Source organism: Deltaproteobacteria bacterium (assembly GCA_016931625.1).
Taxonomy (GTDB): domain Bacteria; phylum Myxococcota; class XYA12-FULL-58-9; order XYA12-FULL-58-9; family JAFGEK01; genus JAFGEK01.
Map to the genome: position 1 here is coordinate 17,976 of JAFGEK010000079.1, position 15,777 is coordinate 33,752.

Genomic DNA, 15,777 nt, shown 5'->3' on the forward strand with positions numbered 1-15,777 from the left:
TTAATAATAGACCTAGCTATTTTTTATTGAATTCAAACGCTCAAGCCATGCATCACAGCGTGTTTGCAGTTGTCCGTCAATAGTTAAATTACCTGAGAGTTCAAGTTCTAGAGTCGGTAGCCCGAGTTTTTCAAATTCTTGCGAAATAAAATGCATATTTGTATAAGCCACCGTACAGAATTTTGCATTGACTACCACTATCCCATCTGCTTGAGCATGTAATACTTGACCTATAATATTGCGTAAAAATTTATGCTTGTCGATTAATCGCGGGCAGTTAATATGAGTTAGGGTATAGTCTGCTAAAGCAATAAAAGGGTCTTTACATTTAACATTAATATAACCTTGCCATGGTCGCATTGCCGAGCAATGATCAGTTACGACAAATTCAGCGCTCGTAGCAAATGTTTGCTGCAGCGTTTCGTTATTAATACAACACCCTAAAATTGCGAGTCGCAATTTTGTTGAGACAATATTTTTATTACTATGCTTAGCTTTTAGCTGTTGAAGATAACCTTGCAATTGTAAAGAGATCGATGAGGGTGGCATGGTTAATGCCATAGTATATAGTTCAGCCATAGCAGCTTCATTTATGGTTAAAGCGCCAGATGTACGAAATAACATAAGTTGTTGCCATAAGAGTCTAGTTTCATTGCTAGCATTAATAGCTTGCCATAATTTATTAAGAGAAAACGATATATTAAAATATGCACAGAGTTGATCAACAATTGCACGATAGCTTTCAGCTAAATAGTGGCAGTCGTTAACCTGGTTTTTTAACGGCATTGCACTTAACACCGTGAAAATTTGGGGTTGTTGCAATGCAATAGCATCATAAACACGGCGTTTGGCATCACATGAGTCAACTGCGATAACACCGAGTAATTGGCGGTTAGCATGTAGATTTTCAATTTGACTTGCTTGTGCAGATGCAATTGAGCAAATTTGTGGATGTAGATTAAATAGTGAAAGTTGTTGGTGTTGTGTTTGAATAGCGATAATGCGATTTGGTAGGTTAAGAGCGTATAAAATTTCACGAGGAAAACAACTGCAAAGTACGGCAATAAAACTATCCTTAGCAATAGCCTTATTAGTATTTGGAGAAGCAATAACTTGATTTGAACATGTTGGCTGAGACTTTATTTGATTATTACATTTAAGTGAATAGTTATTATTAAGTAAATTATCACGTGCAATAAGTGCAGCACCAAGAGCCCCAACTATTTGGGGATTATCACATACATTTAGTGTATATCCTAACAAGTGTGTAAGTTGTTTTACTAGGGCCTGATTAAGTGCAACACCGCCACTCATAACATATAAAGGAGAATGATCCAGCCGTTGTATTAATGCTAAAGTACGATTAGCAATAGCATAAAATACTGCCGCCATTATATCACCAGGGTTAATATTTTTTGCAATAAGACTTACAACTTCAGACTCGGCAAAAACCGCGCAGGTAGAATTTATATTTACTTTATTAATACTATTAGCTGCGGCGAAGTTTAATTGCGTGAGATCATCATTAAGCGTACGACAAATCGTTTCAATAAAGCGACCAGTACCAGCGGCACACCGATCATTCATAACAAAATTTTGAACATTACCATTATTAGCAAGACAAATAACTTTGCTATCTTGTCCACCAATATCAATTACTGTTTTAGCTTCGGGAAAAAAATGCAAGACCCCACGAGCATGACAAGAAATTTCAGAAATTGTATTTTTCACCCAACTAACACTATGACGTCCAAATCCAGTAGCTACGCTAGCAATAATTTGCTGAGGTTTAATATGAAATAACCCTAATATTGCTTGATAGGCCATATCAGCAGTATTTTCAGCACTAGGACTACTTGAAAAAATATGACTAAAGGAAATATGACCAGTATCAGTATCAACAGCAACAATTTCTGTTGAGATCGATCCAATATCAATGCCCAAACAATAGGTTGCAGTAGGTTTTGGCAGCATTGTAAAACTATTAATCATTTAAAGGCTCACCCATATATACATTTTTTTAAAAAATAGTTTAAATTTAAAAATTTGAAATAACAAGAGCTGCCGCGTTACCTGCATGTGAAGTAGAGGTAATAAGTGCATGCTTAGTATTTACTGACACCTTCTTAGTTTGCGCGTAATTTAAAGGAGTTTCTGGATTAACCAGGTTGGCAATTGCTGGTACCGAACTATTTCGTATTGACCAAGCAGCTACTAATGTTTGCAGTAAACCACCAGTTTCTAAGGTTTCACCTATACTACCCTTAATCGCAGTAATTATCGGACATATATTATCATTATTAGTATATAAACATGATATTACATCAGCTTCACGACGGTCAATTTCGATATCTCCAGATGCAGATGCAGAAATGACACCGATATCATTAACATCAATACCAGCCTGCTTAATTGCATGTGTGCATGAATTAAGTAAGGTTTCGGTTGCTTCATCATTATCAGCCGCCATTGCTGATGATAATCCGCTTAAATTTGTGAGAGGAGTGATATCACGTTGTTGAGCATATGATAATGGTTCAAGTACTACAGCAGCGGCAGCTTCTCCTAAAGCAATATTTTTGCGATTAGTATCAAATGGTCTAGGTAAATAATTAGTATCAAATTTGCTGGCTCTTGACATGCTAAATAGTAACTCATCACAAAAAGAAAAACTTGTAACAACTACCAAGGCACGTGCGCGTTTTTGTTGTAATAATAGTGTCGCAAGATTAAGTGCCTCAAGTGATGAAGTGTTTCCGCTTGATATAGTGAAACATAAGGCCTTGAGACCAAGAGATAAAGCGATTTGACTACTGGCAGCGCTTGGAATGCTAAATGGAACCAGGGCAGGATTAGATTTATGCAATCCTTCAACTACCACACTGCGGTCATATTTTATTAAAGTTGGAAGATGAGCAAAACTAAACGCTCCTATTAACCCAATTTGATTACAATCAAAGTAAGTATCTGAAACGTCATCGAAGGTTTGATGATTTTCGTTATTTTGCTTATTGATATCGCAATATATTTTAGCATCATCAAGAGCAAGTTTTGCGGCGCAAAGCCCTAATTGAGTAGTGCGGTTAAGTAATCTCAATCCCTTTACAGGTGAATATTTTAAGGGGTCAAAATTTGGAATGCTAGCAATATTGATTTTAGGTATATCTTTAGCAGATTGCCAGGTTTGCAAAATGCCATTATATCCAGTGCATAATGAAGTAGCTAAAGTATCTAACGAATCACCAAGAGGCGTGATTACCCCAACCCCGGATATGGCGATAGGATTGCCAATTTCACCAAGTTGATTCATGTTTCACAACGCTTTATGATCAGGCAAACATTAAAGCCGCCAAAGCCAGCAGATAGATTTAAACAGTTATTTAATGGCAAATTGCGACCATGAATAGGCACGTAATCAAGGTCACACTTAGGATCATGTGTCGTAAGATTTGCCGTAGGTGGTACGGCTTGGTGTTGCAGCGCTAAAGTGCAAATAATAGCGGCGATAGCGCTGGCGGCGCCATTGCAATGCCCAAGCATAGATTTCAAAGAACTAATGCTTAGCTTATAGGCATGTTCACCAAATATATTCTTTATAGCTGAGGTTTCCGCATTATCATTATGAATAGTACCGGTACCATGAGCGCTTATATATTCAATTGCAGAAAAAGATGTATTACTTTGTTGTAATGCTTTACGCATAGCTCTTGTAAAACCATCACCTTGTGGTTCTGGGGCAGTAACATGGTAGGCGTCATTACTCATGCCATATCCTGCGATTTCAGCAATTATATTAGCGCCGCGTGTTCGCGCATGTTCATAATCTTCAAGAACTAAAATACCTGCCCCTTCACCAAAACATACACCATCACGATTTAGATCAAAGGGTCGACAAACAGATTTGGCTAAAATTCCCAGACGCGAGAAACCGCTATAAACTGTGCGGGTAAGTGTATCAGCGCCGCCAGCCACCATAAGTTCTGCTCTGCCGCTAGCAATCATATCGTAGGCAAGAGCAATTGCGGCATTACCCGAACTGCATGCAGCTGTGCATAATATTGATGGACCGGTGAGGGAAAAATAACGAGAAATATTCGTTGTTATATGATGGTTATCAGCACGTTGATAAAACGTTGCATCAACTGCGTCATAGCCAATTTGAGTAAAATGATCATTAAGCTCACCAACTGATTCTTCTTCGCCCATGGTAGTACCGATAATTACTCCAATAGGTGCGCGTCTTTTGGTGTCATTAATTAGTTGGGCTTCAGTAAGTGCAAGTTTTGTCGCTATTAAGGCTAGTTTAGTGCAGCGACCATAGGCAGCAATATGATCGATTACTTGTTTATCGTTATCAGTTGATAAATCGCATAGTGGTGTGGATACTTCACCGCCCCAAAGATCAGCCATATTTGTACAAGAAAAACGCTGCAATGGAGCGATAAAGCAAGTACCGTCGAATAGTGATTGCCATACACTGTATAGCTCACTTCCTGCAGCAGTTAATAAACCTCTGCCGGTTATTGCGACTTTACGTAACATAAAAGGACTCCCAAACTAGTGCTAGCTTTTTATGTAGCGCTTGCGCATGGCTTCACCATGATTTGTTAAAAACCAATTCCAGCAATCAAGCCACCCTTGACGTAATTGTTCAACTGAAAAATGCTTTGGTCGAAAAACAATATTAGCACCGTTATATTTTTGCCATTGGTGATGCAAAAGACGCCCTGATTTTGTAAAACGAGCAAACAAGCGACTGCCCGGAAAAGGTGTTGCAATAAAAAATACCGCGTCATTAATAGATAATCTTGTTAGATAGGCAAGAACTGTATCAAAGATCGATGGTTGATCGTAATCAAAACCTAACATTGTCGAAGCGCAAATATGAAAACCTAAATCTTGAATATATTTAATCAAATCATGATTATTCCAATATTTTTGAGCTAATTCACTTGGTATGTTAGTAGCAAAACTATTGAGGGTTAAATATAGACTATCAACATTACATGAATGTAGATGCTTTAAAAATGAAGGGTCGACTTGTTTGATCGAGCTTAACTCATCAGGAGCTAAAGCTAGCATAAAACGTTTTTGTGTAGTGCTCAGTGCCGCGAATAATTCGCGTAACATAGGCAAAGCGTTGTCACCAGTGGCGCCTTGAGTCAAATTATCTGGAATATATAAAGTGTTACTGGCCACGTTAGTAAGGTCTTGTAGTATTTTATCTGCTGTCAGCTGACGAATTTTACCATCAACCAAGGGTTCAACATGGGCAATGGGACACCATTGACATTGCAGGCGACAAGAGCGCGGTGTCAACATAATTTCCATGTCATGCGGGTAGGTCTGTCGATTCACTAACGAACGTTGGGGTAGGGGAATTTCATTTATTGTTGGCGGACGCTCGCTAATATAAAATTGCTTGGTGGTGCCATGTAGCAAATCATTTATAAAAAGTGGCCAGGTAAGCTCAGCCTCACCAATAAAAAGTATATCCGCATGCGCTCGTGCTTCTTGAGGCATTATAGTTACATGTTTGCCTCCCAGAATCACGAGTTTGTTTCTTTGGCGAAAATTATCAGCAATGTCATATGCTCGTGAAGCTTGTGGAGTAAAAAGGCTTATTGCCACAAGATTTGCATTAGTTTCATATGGAATGCTCATAAATTGGTCATCGATAAATTCTAGTTCTATTTCTTTGGGTGTCAATGCTGCTAAAGTTGGTAAAGCTAACCCAGGCCCAACAGGATCAAGCCACGGGTAACCATCAGTGAGATGGCTAAGTTCAGAATGACCTTCTATGAGTTTTGCATAGCTTGGATATATTAATAATATTTTCATGCTAACAGGGTGTTGGTCGATTAGGCGTTGGCATTTTTGGCAACTCGCAATAGGTCATTAAAGTTATGCACTTCGGCGTATTGTTTTTCAGGAATGGTTATTCCTAAAGCTTGTTCAATTTCAAAAATTAATTCAAGCGCCCCTAGAGAATCGATACCTAAGACCTCGCGAAAATCTGCATCATTAGCGAAATCCTCATTAGTTTCAGCTATCTGTGCAACTATCTGTCTTAGTTGTTGTTCCAAAATACTCTCCTGAAAATGTATAGTGTAATGAAGTAAAAAATTGTTAGCTTGCCGTTATGCTATAGAGATGAATTTATTTTGTTGTTTTTGCATTTGTTGTACTAATGCGGTGATAGTATTAACGGTACGAAAATTATCAGTATTTATATCCACAATATTGACATTGACTGCGAATCTCTCATCAATAAAAGCAATTAGAGCAAATGTTGAAAACGAATCAAGGATACCGTTTTGTTGAAGATCAGTATCAATATCGAAGCCGCGTTCGTCATTGTTAAGAAAATTATAAATAATATACTGGCTAATCTCTTTGGCAATTAATGAAGCACTCATGAAGATCGTCCCAAGCGATTTTTATCGCGAGCAGGAATTAGTAAATCAGGATTCATCCCGGCAACTGCTGATCCAATACTAAGGCGATCAGCTTTGCCATTATCGGTACGTGGTAATTTTCTAACTAATCTAACATCAGATGGGATCATATAGCGAGGTAGTAAACCAGCACAATGCCGTTTAAGATCTAAAACCGATAGTGTTTGTTCATTTGGTACCGCAACCGCAATTAATTTATTATGTGCAACTAAAGCTACAGCTTCATGGACTTTGGGATGTTGATTTAACACAGCTTCGACTTCACCAAGCTCAATGCGATTACCGCGAATTTTAACCATATGATCAAGTCGACCATGATACCATAACTCACCATTAGCGCCACGTGATACTAAATCACCAGTTGGGTAAGGACGTTGAGGTTTTATGGTGTTACCGCCATTAAAATAACCAAGCATTACCGTCGGTCCATCAACTAATAATTCACCGATTTCTCCATCAGCAACAGGATGCCCACTCGTAGAAACTATACTAATTGTGTTGCTACAACTCGGCCAACCAATAGGTATTGCTGCGGAGTTTTCTGAAGGAGGTTTTTTTATTTCATAGTATAAACACACATTAGTTTCAGTAGGACCAAAGAAATTAAAAAAGCGAGCTTGGCGAACTGCGGTCATAAGCCGACGTAAGTGTTTTAGGGGAAACACTTCACCAGCGAAACAAATAACTCGTAATGAAGCAGCACCATTGCGCGTTAATTCACCTGAATCTAACATAAGCATAAGCGCTGAAGGCACTGAATACCAGATGGTAATATTATAGTGTCGAATAAATTCTGACATGTGATGGCCAGAGTTGCTAATAGCCTCATCAACAATAAATATCGTAGCACCGCGACTAAATGATGCCCAAATATCAAAAACAGATAAATCAAAATGAAATGGCGCATGATTAGCTACATGATCATGATTATTAAGGTCTACTAACGTAGCAGCCCACTCAGTAAATGCTAAGACATTTCTGTGTGATATCATTACTCCCTTAGGAGTGCCAGTTGAGCCAGAAGTATAAAGAATAAAAGCTAAATCATCAGAACAATTTGTTGATACAGAGGGAATATTATTGCTATGTTGTTTAATTTGGTTAAGGTTTGTTACTTTGCTAGTTGAATGATCGTGATTATCGATAAGTAAAAAACGATTTATTTTGTTTTCTTGTTTAGCTTCTTGCCATACTTTTAGCAGAGATGAAGTTGTGATTAAGTGATGCAAATTACAGTCATTAGCGATAAGAATAGCGCGAGATATTGGTGAGGCAGGATCAATAGGTACAAAAGCTGCACCTGCACGCAATACTCCTAACATTGCTGCCACAACTATTGGTGAGCGAGGTGAATGAATTCCTACGCGATCACCAATACCAACTCCTTGGTTAATTAGACTGTGGGCAAACTGATTTGCCAGTGTATCTAAGTCACCATAGGTAAGTTTTGATTTCTGACCGACAAGCGCTAAGTGCTGACTTTCGTGCTCGGCCCATATAGTTACAAGCTGATCTATGCGCATCATTAAAGTCCTAATGATTTAGCGATGAGTATGCGCTGCATTTCAGAGCTACCGGAAAATACTCGCGCAGGAAGGGCATCGCGTAAGAGAGAATCGACACCAGTAGCAGTAATCATGGCAAAGCCACCAAAAATTTGTACCGCATCGCTGCCACTTTGTACTGCGGCTTCAGAAATCCAAAGTTTTGCTAAAGAAATAGCTTCTTCACAATGTTTGCCATCACGATGCAACTCGCCAGCGCGATAAAGCAGCGCACGACTAGTTTCAAGACGAAGTTTCATATCAACAATACGATTTTGTATCGACTGATTTTCACCTATAACACGACCAAATTGTTTGCGCGTACGTGCATAGTCAATACATTGTTCAAGCGTACGTTCCATATAACCTACGTAGAAGGCGAATAGGCAACCACGTTCCCAAATCATTGACTCATGAAACAGAGCAGCGCCACAACCTTCAGCACCCAAACGGGTTTTGGCGCTTACACGACAATCGTTTAAATATACTGTACCCCATGGTGAAGTACGTAAGCCTGTTTTATTGAGCTCAGCTTGCACCTGCAAGCCTGCTGTTTCACGTGGCAATAAAAAGGCGCTAATGCCCAGAAAACCACGAGCAGGATCGGTAGTAGCATAGATTAAAAAATAGTCAGCTATAGGTGCATTGGTGACAAAACACTTGCTACCATTGATAATATATTGGTCACCATCGCGTACCGCGAGAGTTTTCAAGGCGAATACGTCAGAACCAGCTTCTGGTTCAGTAATAGCGTTAGCGCAAATATGGGTACCGTTAATGAACGATGGCAAATAGCGAGAAGTCATTTCATTTTGGGCACGCCAAATGGGTACTGACGCTGCAAACATATGTGCACACAGAGAAAAAATTAAGCCACTATCTTCGCAGTGTTTGCCTAACGCCTCAATGATTACCATGGTATCTAGGGCATTAAGATTGCTGCCCCCAAATTGCTCAGGAAACGGTAGACCTGTAAGTCCAAAGCTAGAGGCTTGCGTCCAAAGCTCTCTATTAAAAGCGGCAGCAGCTTCACGTTCACGAGCACCTGGTGACAAACGTGTTTGTGCAAACTGGCTGACCATTTGGACCCGCTCTTGTTGAGCTTGGTCCAAGTTGTAATAAGGCATAGTTTATAATTTCAAAGCACTATGTCGTTTTTGTCAAGAAATGCAAGAGATAATTAATACATATTAATTGATATACTATCTAAAACGTAAATAGTATAAATATAGTGATTTTTCTTCGTCATTACATTAAAACGAAGTAGTCACTTGTATGTGCAGGGAGTTATTTTATCGACATAAAGCGCGATCAAGCTCAGTAATCAGATCATTTACGTTTTCTAAGCCTACTGACATACGGATAAAATCATCACCAATACCAGCATTTTCTCTTTCATTAATATTTAAGTTGCGATGAGTTGTGCTTGCTGGATGAATAACTAGTGTTTTGGTGTCACCGATGTTGGTGCTATGACAAAGTAACTCTATTTGATCAATAAAGTGACGGCCAGCTTCATATCCACCAGCTACACCAAAACCTATCATAGCACCAAAGTATTGACGTAAATACTTTTTAGCTTGAGTGTGTGATGGATGGTCTTCCAATTCTGGATAACAAACCCATTTTACCTGCGCATGTGATTTTAAAAATTTTGCAAGTTGCGAAGCGTTTTCACAATGGCGTTGCATACGAATATGCAATGTTTCCATGCCGCGCAGCATGAGCCAAGCAGTATGTGGTGACATGCAAGCACCCATGTTCATCAGCACTTTGCCTCGTAAACGAGTAGTGAATGCTAAAGGACCAAACTGTTCGGCATAAGCACGACCAGTTGGGGTAGATTCAAACATCAAGGGATAGCGTTCAGGTTGCCAAATAAAGCGGCCGGCATCGACTAAGATGCCACCAATAATCATACCATGACCATCAAGATATTTAGTGCATGAATGAATTACAAAGTCGGCACCATAATTAATAGGATTAGTAAGATATGGTGTCGCAATGGTATTATCAACGACATAGGGGACATTTATTTCATGAGCAATTGCACTTAAAGTTTCGTGGATGGGGACTAACAAACTAGGATTGGCTAAATTTTCAACAAAAATAAGCCGAGTTTTCTCAGTGATTTGAGTACGTAGCGAATTTTCATCAAGCGGATTAAAAAAGCGTGTTTTTATGCCAAGAGTGCTTAAGGTATCACGTAGTAGCCCAATACTACCACCATATAAGCAGGAGGCCGCGACGATCTCATCGTTAGGTCGCAACATATTAAGAATTAGACCTGTTACTGCCGCCATGCCTGAAGCAAAGGCAACCCCAGCAACGCCGCCTTCTAACATTGCTACACGTATTTCAGCTTCGGCAACGGTTGGATTACCTAAACGGCTATAGATGAAACCCGACTCTTTAAAATTAAAAAGTTCTGCAGCATGATCACTACTATCGTAAGTAAAAGCCGCAGTTTGATATAAAGGAATTGCACGAGCATGTTGATGGGCTTGCGGTTCATAGGTGCCATGCACCAACTCGGTCTCAGGAGCATATCGTTTTGACATATGGCATTGATTACTTAAGTTTAGCAGAAAACCAAGAGAAAAATTACTTGCGAGTCACAGTTTCATATGTAATGGCATACTACATCAGCTTGCTAACGCTTACGGTACGGTTAAATTCATCATAAAAGCATGACAACACGTATTGGATTATTTGATTCTGGTGTAGGCGGTCTTGGTGTTTGGCGCGCTATAAATGCTGCTATTCCTGAAGCGACAACAATATATGTCGCTGATCAGGTGCATTTTCCTTATGGTGCTTGTAAAAATACCCAAGTACAAAGCTATGCCTCTGCGATTTCCCGCTTTTTATTGGCAAAAGGTGCAGAAATTATTGTTGTTGCATGTAACTCAGCCTCGACTGCAGCCCTGCAATATCTGCGCGATAATTTTAAAAATGTTCCTTTTGTAGGTATGGAACCTGCAGTGAAACCAGCGATCGAACAAACACGCAGTAAAGCTGTTGCGGTATTAGCTACAGAGTTAACCGCCCAAGGCGAAGCTTTGGCGAAGCTTTGTCAGCGCTTTGAGCATAGCGCGCGGATTATTGCACAACCATGTCCGGGGCTGGCTGAAATTGTCGAAGCTGGTGCAGTTGATATAGCTTCAACTGATGGGCATCTCCGTGAACTACTAAAGCCGCTAATTGCCGCCAAAGTTGATCAATTAGTCTTAGGATGTACTCATTATTCGTTTTTACGTACGGCAATTGCCAAAATTGTTGGTGATAAAGTTAATATAATTGACCCAGCAGAGGCCGTTGCACGTCAGGTGCAACGAGTATTGTTATCGCTAAATACTATTAATGATAAGTTAGGAATATCGGTGCAGCATGAGTTTTATACTACTGCGGTACCAGAAAAATTTTCTAGCCTCGTAGATAGTTTACTACCATCCTTACCGCATGAAACTAGTAGTATTAAAGGTCTTATATGGCGGGATGAAAGCTTAAGTTTGGTAGAATCTTTGTGAGTCGTTAATAATTCGGTCAAGCATAGTATCGAATTTGGCATCGATAGATCGACGTGCGGCATCTGCATCATACCAGGTCATAATTTCTGCCGCCCCACTTACGAATGAAATACGTGCGGTATAATCAGGAACCACCACCAATAAATAATACTTTCATAATAGTAGTTCTCCTAATACCTAATCTGTTGAAGTGGCAGAAAGCGTTACTCGTCCGGGAAATACTCAAGCCCAAAAGAGTCGTTATTGAGCAAGGTTTCTTGAGGGTCGATACTAATTTGCGGGTCGATAGTTGCATTATTATTGCTGCAACCTCCTGAAATAAAGGAGGAAATTATGATGGTTAGCGTAAGCCATTTGAATTGGTAATAGTAAGTTAAAAGCATGGAGATAATTCCAATAATTCTTGATTTAAAAAATTAGCAACTAACAGGTGACAGGATAAGTCTTTCATGTTTTGATAAAGCTTAAATAGCAGAATGTGAGGGTAGTTATGAACCGCAAGACTACAATATTTTTTAGTTTATGTGCATTATTAGTTATTGCTGCAAAAGGCAATTCATGCACGCAAACCTGCGATACCAATGCTGATTGTGGAAAAGACAAATACTGCGCCAAAGTTGCTGAAGATTGTGCAGGCTCGGGGACGTGTGAAATACTGCCAACTATCTGTCCCAAAAATTATACTCCCGTATGTGGCTGTGATGGCAATGAATATAGCAATACCTGTTATGCAAATCGTCAGGGCGTAAATGTTGCTTATGCGGGTGAGTGTAATACTGGAACTAACCCTGAAGCTTGTTTTAATAGCGAAAAATGTGGCGAAGGCAATTATTGCCTTTTTGCGAGTTGTGCTGCACAAACAGGTGAGTGTGCGAAACGCCCAGAAGCATGTTACGAAATTTACAGTCCAGTATGTGGCTGCGACGGCAAGACCTATAGCAACGATTGTTTCGCTGCGGGTGCGGGAATAAGTGTTGCTTATGATGGTGTGTGCGAAGGTGAAGTTGAAACCTGTTGGGACAATCAATCCTGTGGCCCCAAAGGCTATTGTAAGTTTGCTAGTTGTGCAGCAGAGACAGGAGTATGCCAAGCTCGGCCAGATGCTTGCTTAGATGAAGATAAAGCAGCAGTTTGCGGTTGTGACAATAAGACATATAATAATGAATGTTTTGCTGCTATGGCGGGTGTACGTGTTGCCTATGAAGGTGAATGTAAAGTTGATCCCGACCCAGATCCAAAGACCTGTGGAATTGATAAAAAATGTAACGAAGGTTTTTATTGTTTGCTAAATGAATGCAATGCCAACTCCGGCGTATGCGAAAAAATTCCAACAATTTGTCCGCTACAGACAGATCCATTGCTTAAAGAAGATGTCTGTGGTTGCGATGGGATTAGCTATAAGAATTCATGTTTAGCAGCGGCCTCCGGTGTAAACATTGCGTATAAAGGTGAGTGCCAAACTGATCCCGATCCTGAGACCTGCAGGGATAACGAATTTTGTGGCATAAATCGTTATTGCAAGAAATCTAGTTGTGCTGCTGAATCAGGTTTGTGCAGTGACCAGCCCAGTAAAGATGATTGCAATGCTACTGATTATAAGCCGGTCTGCAGTTGCGAAGGTAATGATTATAATAACGAATGCTTAGCTGCAGCAGCTGGCGAAAATGTTGACTATGAAGGCAAATGCAAAACTGAACCACAAATTTGTTGGGAAGGTAATAAATGCCCCGAAGGTAACTACTGCCTATACAACGCTTGTGGGGCAAAATCAGGTACGTGTACATTGCAACCAACTTATTGCCCAACTGTAAGAGAGCCGGTCTGTGGCTGCAATGGTGTTACTTATAGTAATTCTTGTATAGCTGCTAATAAAGGCATGAGTATTGATTATAAAGGTGTTTGTGAAAGAGACCACTGCTTTAAAGTCGGTGAATGCGGCGAAGGTTTATATTGTTATTTTGACTCTTGTGCTGCTGAAACCGGTAAATGCATAAAAGTTCCAACAGATTGTAAAAAACCAGCAAGACCAGTATGTGGTTGTGACTATAATTTATACGACGATGAATGCCAAGCAGCAAACAAAGGCATTTCAATCGATTTAACAGGCATGCGATGCCTGCATTTTGAAAAGGGAATCAATATATTAGATTAGTAAATTATTTCGCCTCTTAAGGTCTCTTCTCATATGAGACCTTAAGAGACTAAAAGCTAGGGACACCCCCTAATTATCCCGCCTTTACTGCAATTTTTTTAGCTTTTGCTGGTTCAGCTTTGGGCAGCGTTAAACGCAGGACACCGTTTTTCACATTGGCGGATATACGATCGCGATCGACATCAGTAGCCAAGGTAAATACACGGCGATAGTCGCCATCGCTAAACTCTTTTAAACCTAAATTATAGCCAGCAAAATCACTGGTGGGCATATGTCCTTCGATAGTAAGCACATCGTTTTCAAGAGTAATGTCAATTGAACTTTCATCAATCCCGGCCATGTCAGCAGTTAACACAATTTCTTCATTTGATTCATTGATGTCAACCGCTGGTACTAAGACCGGACGATTACTTGCGCGTTCAATACGATGAGCGACGCTTTTAGTATCTTGAGTTTCAAGTTGTGTTGACATGGCTTCCTCCATAACAACGAGATATATATTAATGAGATTTAACCGCAATCCGTTTTGGTCGATCAGCGTTGGCTCGCGGCAGCTTAAGTTCCAAGATACCGTTTTTAAAAGTAGCTTCTACCTGATCCGACTCAAGTCGATATGGCATTTGCAAAGTGCGACTGAACGAACCAAACTCACGCTCTCGTCGGTGGTAAGTTGTATCCTTATCAGCCTCGGGGAGGTTGCGTTTGCCACTAATTGTTACCGAATCACCTAACACTGAAATATCAATGTCTTCTGGTGCGGTATCGGGTAATAATGCACGTAAAATAGCACCTTCGTCGTTAGTCCAGACGTTGATAGCTGGGGTGTTTACTATGCGTCCGTCGCTAGCATTAGAAAATACGCGATTAAATTCATCATGCAATCGAGACAGCTCCCGCCACGGAGCCCACGTTCTTGCGAGACTGAACTCATTACCAAACATGTTGTTCCTCCTTGCGGTTAAGCCCATTTGTTTGGGCGCCGTTTGTTGAGAGGAATTTAGGTAGACTCTTTTTACTGTCAACTATCGCTTCTGCAATAAAATTGAGTTAAAAGTATTTTATGAAAAAAGTGATCTGGGGCGTTTTAAGTACCGCGAATATCGCGATCAAAAAAGTAATTCCCGCAATGCAACAAAGTTCATGGTGCGAAATTCGCGCTATTGCGTCGCGCTCAGCAGACAAGGCGCACAAAGCGGCTGATACCTTAGGTATTACGCATGCTTATGGTTCCTACCAAGAATTGCTTGCTGATAGCGAGATTGAGGCAATTTATAATCCCTTGCCTAACCACTTACATGTGCCACTTACATTGCAGGCGGCTGCTGCCGGTAAGCATGTCTTATGCGAAAAACCAATAGCTTTAAATCACCACGAAGCCGAACAGCTTCTTGCTGCGGCTAATAAAGTAAAAATAATGGAAGCATTTATGGTGCGCTTTCATCCACAGTGGCAACGTGTACGTGAACTAATCAGTAGTGGGCATATCGGTACACCTCGTGCAGTACAAGTATTTTTTTCATTTTTTAACGACAACCCAAGAGATGTGCGAAACCAAGCTATGATCGGTGGTGGTGCTTTATACGATATTGGCTGTTATGCCATTCTAGCCGGTCGTTTTATGTTTGCTGCAAAAGCCAAGCGAGCTATTGCGCTTATCGATCGCGATCCAAATTTTGGCATAGATCGTACCAGCAGCGGCATTGTCGATTTTGGCGAAGGACGTCAACTTAGTTTCACCGTTTCGACGCAAGCTGATAACTACCAATTAATGCAAGTACATGGCAGTAAAGGACGCATCGAATTAGCCATACCCTTTAACCCGCAATCAGAAACTCGCATTTTAATTGCTGATCATGAAACTCAAATAGGTGACCCTTTAAAAGTTGAAATAATACCAAAATGCGATCAATACACCTTACAAGGCGAAGCATTCTCGCGAGCTATTCGGGGCGAGATTGAATTACCCTATGATGTTAACGATGCCATACAAAATATGCGTATTATTGATGCGCTCTTTCGTTCAGAGCAAAGCGGTACTTGGGAAACATGTTAGCCCTATAGGAATGATATTGTACTAAGAGGCTATTTATAGG

The 15,777-nt window shown here is 40.3% G+C and carries 15 protein-coding genes; 3 read left to right on the forward strand and 12 right to left on the reverse strand.

Features of this window, described 5'->3' with window-relative positions; translation table 11 throughout:
• Positions 1-12: 12 nt before the first annotated feature.
• The 9 genes from JW841_07085 to JW841_07125 form a co-directional block, all read right to left on the reverse strand.
• Positions 13-1,992 (reverse strand): 2-hydroxyacyl-CoA dehydratase, encoded by a 1,980-nt coding sequence (locus JW841_07085; GenBank protein MBN1960694.1) that lies wholly within the window; start codon positions 1,990-1,992, stop codon positions 13-15.
• A 46-nt stretch (positions 1,993-2,038) separates the two neighbouring features.
• The gene (locus JW841_07090) at positions 2,039-3,310 is read right to left on the reverse strand and encodes a hypothetical protein (protein MBN1960695.1); all 1,272 of its coding nucleotides are present in this window, start codon (positions 3,308-3,310) and stop codon (positions 2,039-2,041) included.
• A complete protein-coding gene (locus JW841_07095; GenBank protein ID MBN1960696.1) occupies positions 3,307-4,542 on the reverse strand; it encodes a beta-ketoacyl-[acyl-carrier-protein] synthase family protein in 1,236 nt (411 codons plus the stop codon). Before JW841_07095 ends, JW841_07090 begins: the two co-directional genes overlap by 4 nt.
• A 21-nt stretch (positions 4,543-4,563) precedes the next feature.
• Complete coding sequence (locus JW841_07100) at positions 4,564-5,841, reverse strand: cobalamin-dependent protein (GenBank protein MBN1960697.1); 1,278 nt, start codon at positions 5,839-5,841, stop codon at positions 4,564-4,566.
• Between the two features lie 20 nt (positions 5,842-5,861).
• Positions 5,862-6,086, reverse strand: a complete 225-nt coding sequence (locus JW841_07105) for an acyl carrier protein (GenBank protein ID MBN1960698.1) — start codon at positions 6,084-6,086, stop codon at positions 5,862-5,864.
• Between the two features lie 54 nt (positions 6,087-6,140).
• Entirely contained in the window at positions 6,141-6,419 is a 279-nt protein-coding gene (locus JW841_07110) for a hypothetical protein (protein MBN1960699.1), read from the reverse strand.
• On the reverse strand, positions 6,416-7,984 hold the full coding sequence (locus tag JW841_07115; GenBank protein ID MBN1960700.1) for an amino acid adenylation domain-containing protein: 1,569 nt from the start codon (positions 7,982-7,984) through the stop codon (positions 6,416-6,418). The genes JW841_07110 and JW841_07115 overlap by 4 nt, the downstream gene beginning before the upstream one ends.
• Entirely contained in the window at positions 7,984-9,129 is a 1,146-nt protein-coding gene (locus JW841_07120; GenBank protein MBN1960701.1) for an acyl-CoA dehydrogenase family protein, read from the reverse strand. The genes JW841_07115 and JW841_07120 overlap by 1 nt, the downstream gene beginning before the upstream one ends.
• A 165-nt stretch (positions 9,130-9,294) precedes the next feature.
• The gene (locus tag JW841_07125) at positions 9,295-10,563 is read right to left on the reverse strand and encodes an O-acetylhomoserine aminocarboxypropyltransferase/cysteine synthase (protein ID MBN1960702.1); all 1,269 of its coding nucleotides are present in this window, start codon (positions 10,561-10,563) and stop codon (positions 9,295-9,297) included.
• A gap of 129 nt (positions 10,564-10,692) precedes the next feature.
• Here JW841_07125 and murI point away from each other — a divergent pair, with 129 nt between their 5' ends.
• Complete coding sequence (murI, locus tag JW841_07130; protein ID MBN1960703.1) at positions 10,693-11,532, forward strand: glutamate racemase; 840 nt, start codon at positions 10,693-10,695, stop codon at positions 11,530-11,532.
• Here murI and JW841_07135 read toward each other — a convergent pair.
• Positions 11,509-11,670, reverse strand: a complete 162-nt coding sequence (locus JW841_07135) for a hypothetical protein (GenBank protein ID MBN1960704.1) — start codon at positions 11,668-11,670, stop codon at positions 11,509-11,511. The genes murI and JW841_07135 overlap by 24 nt on opposite strands.
• Positions 11,671-12,022: 352 nt before the next feature.
• Between JW841_07135 and JW841_07140 the strand changes: the two genes are divergently transcribed.
• Complete coding sequence (locus tag JW841_07140; GenBank protein ID MBN1960705.1) at positions 12,023-13,684, forward strand: hypothetical protein; 1,662 nt, start codon at positions 12,023-12,025, stop codon at positions 13,682-13,684.
• A 73-nt stretch (positions 13,685-13,757) separates the two neighbouring features.
• Here the strand turns inward: JW841_07140 and JW841_07145 are convergent, their stop codons facing one another.
• Both JW841_07145 and JW841_07150 read right to left on the reverse strand, forming a co-directional pair.
• A complete protein-coding gene (locus JW841_07145) occupies positions 13,758-14,156 on the reverse strand; it encodes an Hsp20/alpha crystallin family protein (GenBank protein MBN1960706.1) in 399 nt (132 codons plus the stop codon).
• Positions 14,157-14,184: 28 nt separating this feature from the next.
• Entirely contained in the window at positions 14,185-14,625 is a 441-nt protein-coding gene (locus JW841_07150) for an Hsp20/alpha crystallin family protein (GenBank protein ID MBN1960707.1), read from the reverse strand.
• A 119-nt stretch (positions 14,626-14,744) separates the two neighbouring features.
• On the opposite strand from JW841_07150, the gene JW841_07155 reads away from it, so the two are divergent.
• Positions 14,745-15,737, forward strand: coding sequence for a Gfo/Idh/MocA family oxidoreductase (locus JW841_07155; GenBank protein MBN1960708.1), 993 nt, complete (start codon positions 14,745-14,747; stop codon positions 15,735-15,737).
• Positions 15,738-15,777 lie beyond the last annotated feature (40 nt).

What these genes read in the sequence shown, in the direction of transcription:
- JW841_07085 (MBN1960694.1), bottom strand. Translation starts at nt 1,992, where the DNA reads ATGATTAATAGTTTTACAATGCTGCCAAAACCTACTGCAACCTATTGT.
- JW841_07090 (MBN1960695.1), bottom strand. Translation starts at nt 3,310, where the DNA reads ATGAATCAACTTGGTGAAATTGGCAATCCTATCGCCATATCCGGGGTT.
- JW841_07095 (MBN1960696.1), bottom strand. Translation starts at nt 4,542, where the DNA reads ATGTTACGTAAAGTCGCAATAACCGGCAGAGGTTTATTAACTGCTGCA.
- JW841_07100 (MBN1960697.1), bottom strand. Translation starts at nt 5,841, where the DNA reads ATGAAAATATTATTAATATATCCAAGCTATGCAAAACTCATAGAAGGT.
- JW841_07110 (MBN1960699.1), bottom strand. Translation starts at nt 6,419, where the DNA reads ATGAGTGCTTCATTAATTGCCAAAGAGATTAGCCAGTATATTATTTAT.
- JW841_07115 (MBN1960700.1), bottom strand. Translation starts at nt 7,984, where the DNA reads ATGATGCGCATAGATCAGCTTGTAACTATATGGGCCGAGCACGAAAGT.
- JW841_07120 (MBN1960701.1), bottom strand. Translation starts at nt 9,129, where the DNA reads ATGCCTTATTACAACTTGGACCAAGCTCAACAAGAGCGGGTCCAAATG.
- JW841_07125 (MBN1960702.1), bottom strand. Translation starts at nt 10,563, where the DNA reads ATGTCAAAACGATATGCTCCTGAGACCGAGTTGGTGCATGGCACCTAT.
- murI (MBN1960703.1), top strand. Translation starts at nt 10,693, where the DNA reads ATGACAACACGTATTGGATTATTTGATTCTGGTGTAGGCGGTCTTGGT.
- JW841_07140 (MBN1960705.1), top strand. Translation starts at nt 12,023, where the DNA reads ATGAACCGCAAGACTACAATATTTTTTAGTTTATGTGCATTATTAGTT.
- JW841_07145 (MBN1960706.1), bottom strand. Translation starts at nt 14,156, where the DNA reads ATGTCAACACAACTTGAAACTCAAGATACTAAAAGCGTCGCTCATCGT.
- JW841_07150 (MBN1960707.1), bottom strand. Translation starts at nt 14,625, where the DNA reads ATGTTTGGTAATGAGTTCAGTCTCGCAAGAACGTGGGCTCCGTGGCGG.
- JW841_07155 (MBN1960708.1), top strand. Translation starts at nt 14,745, where the DNA reads ATGAAAAAAGTGATCTGGGGCGTTTTAAGTACCGCGAATATCGCGATC.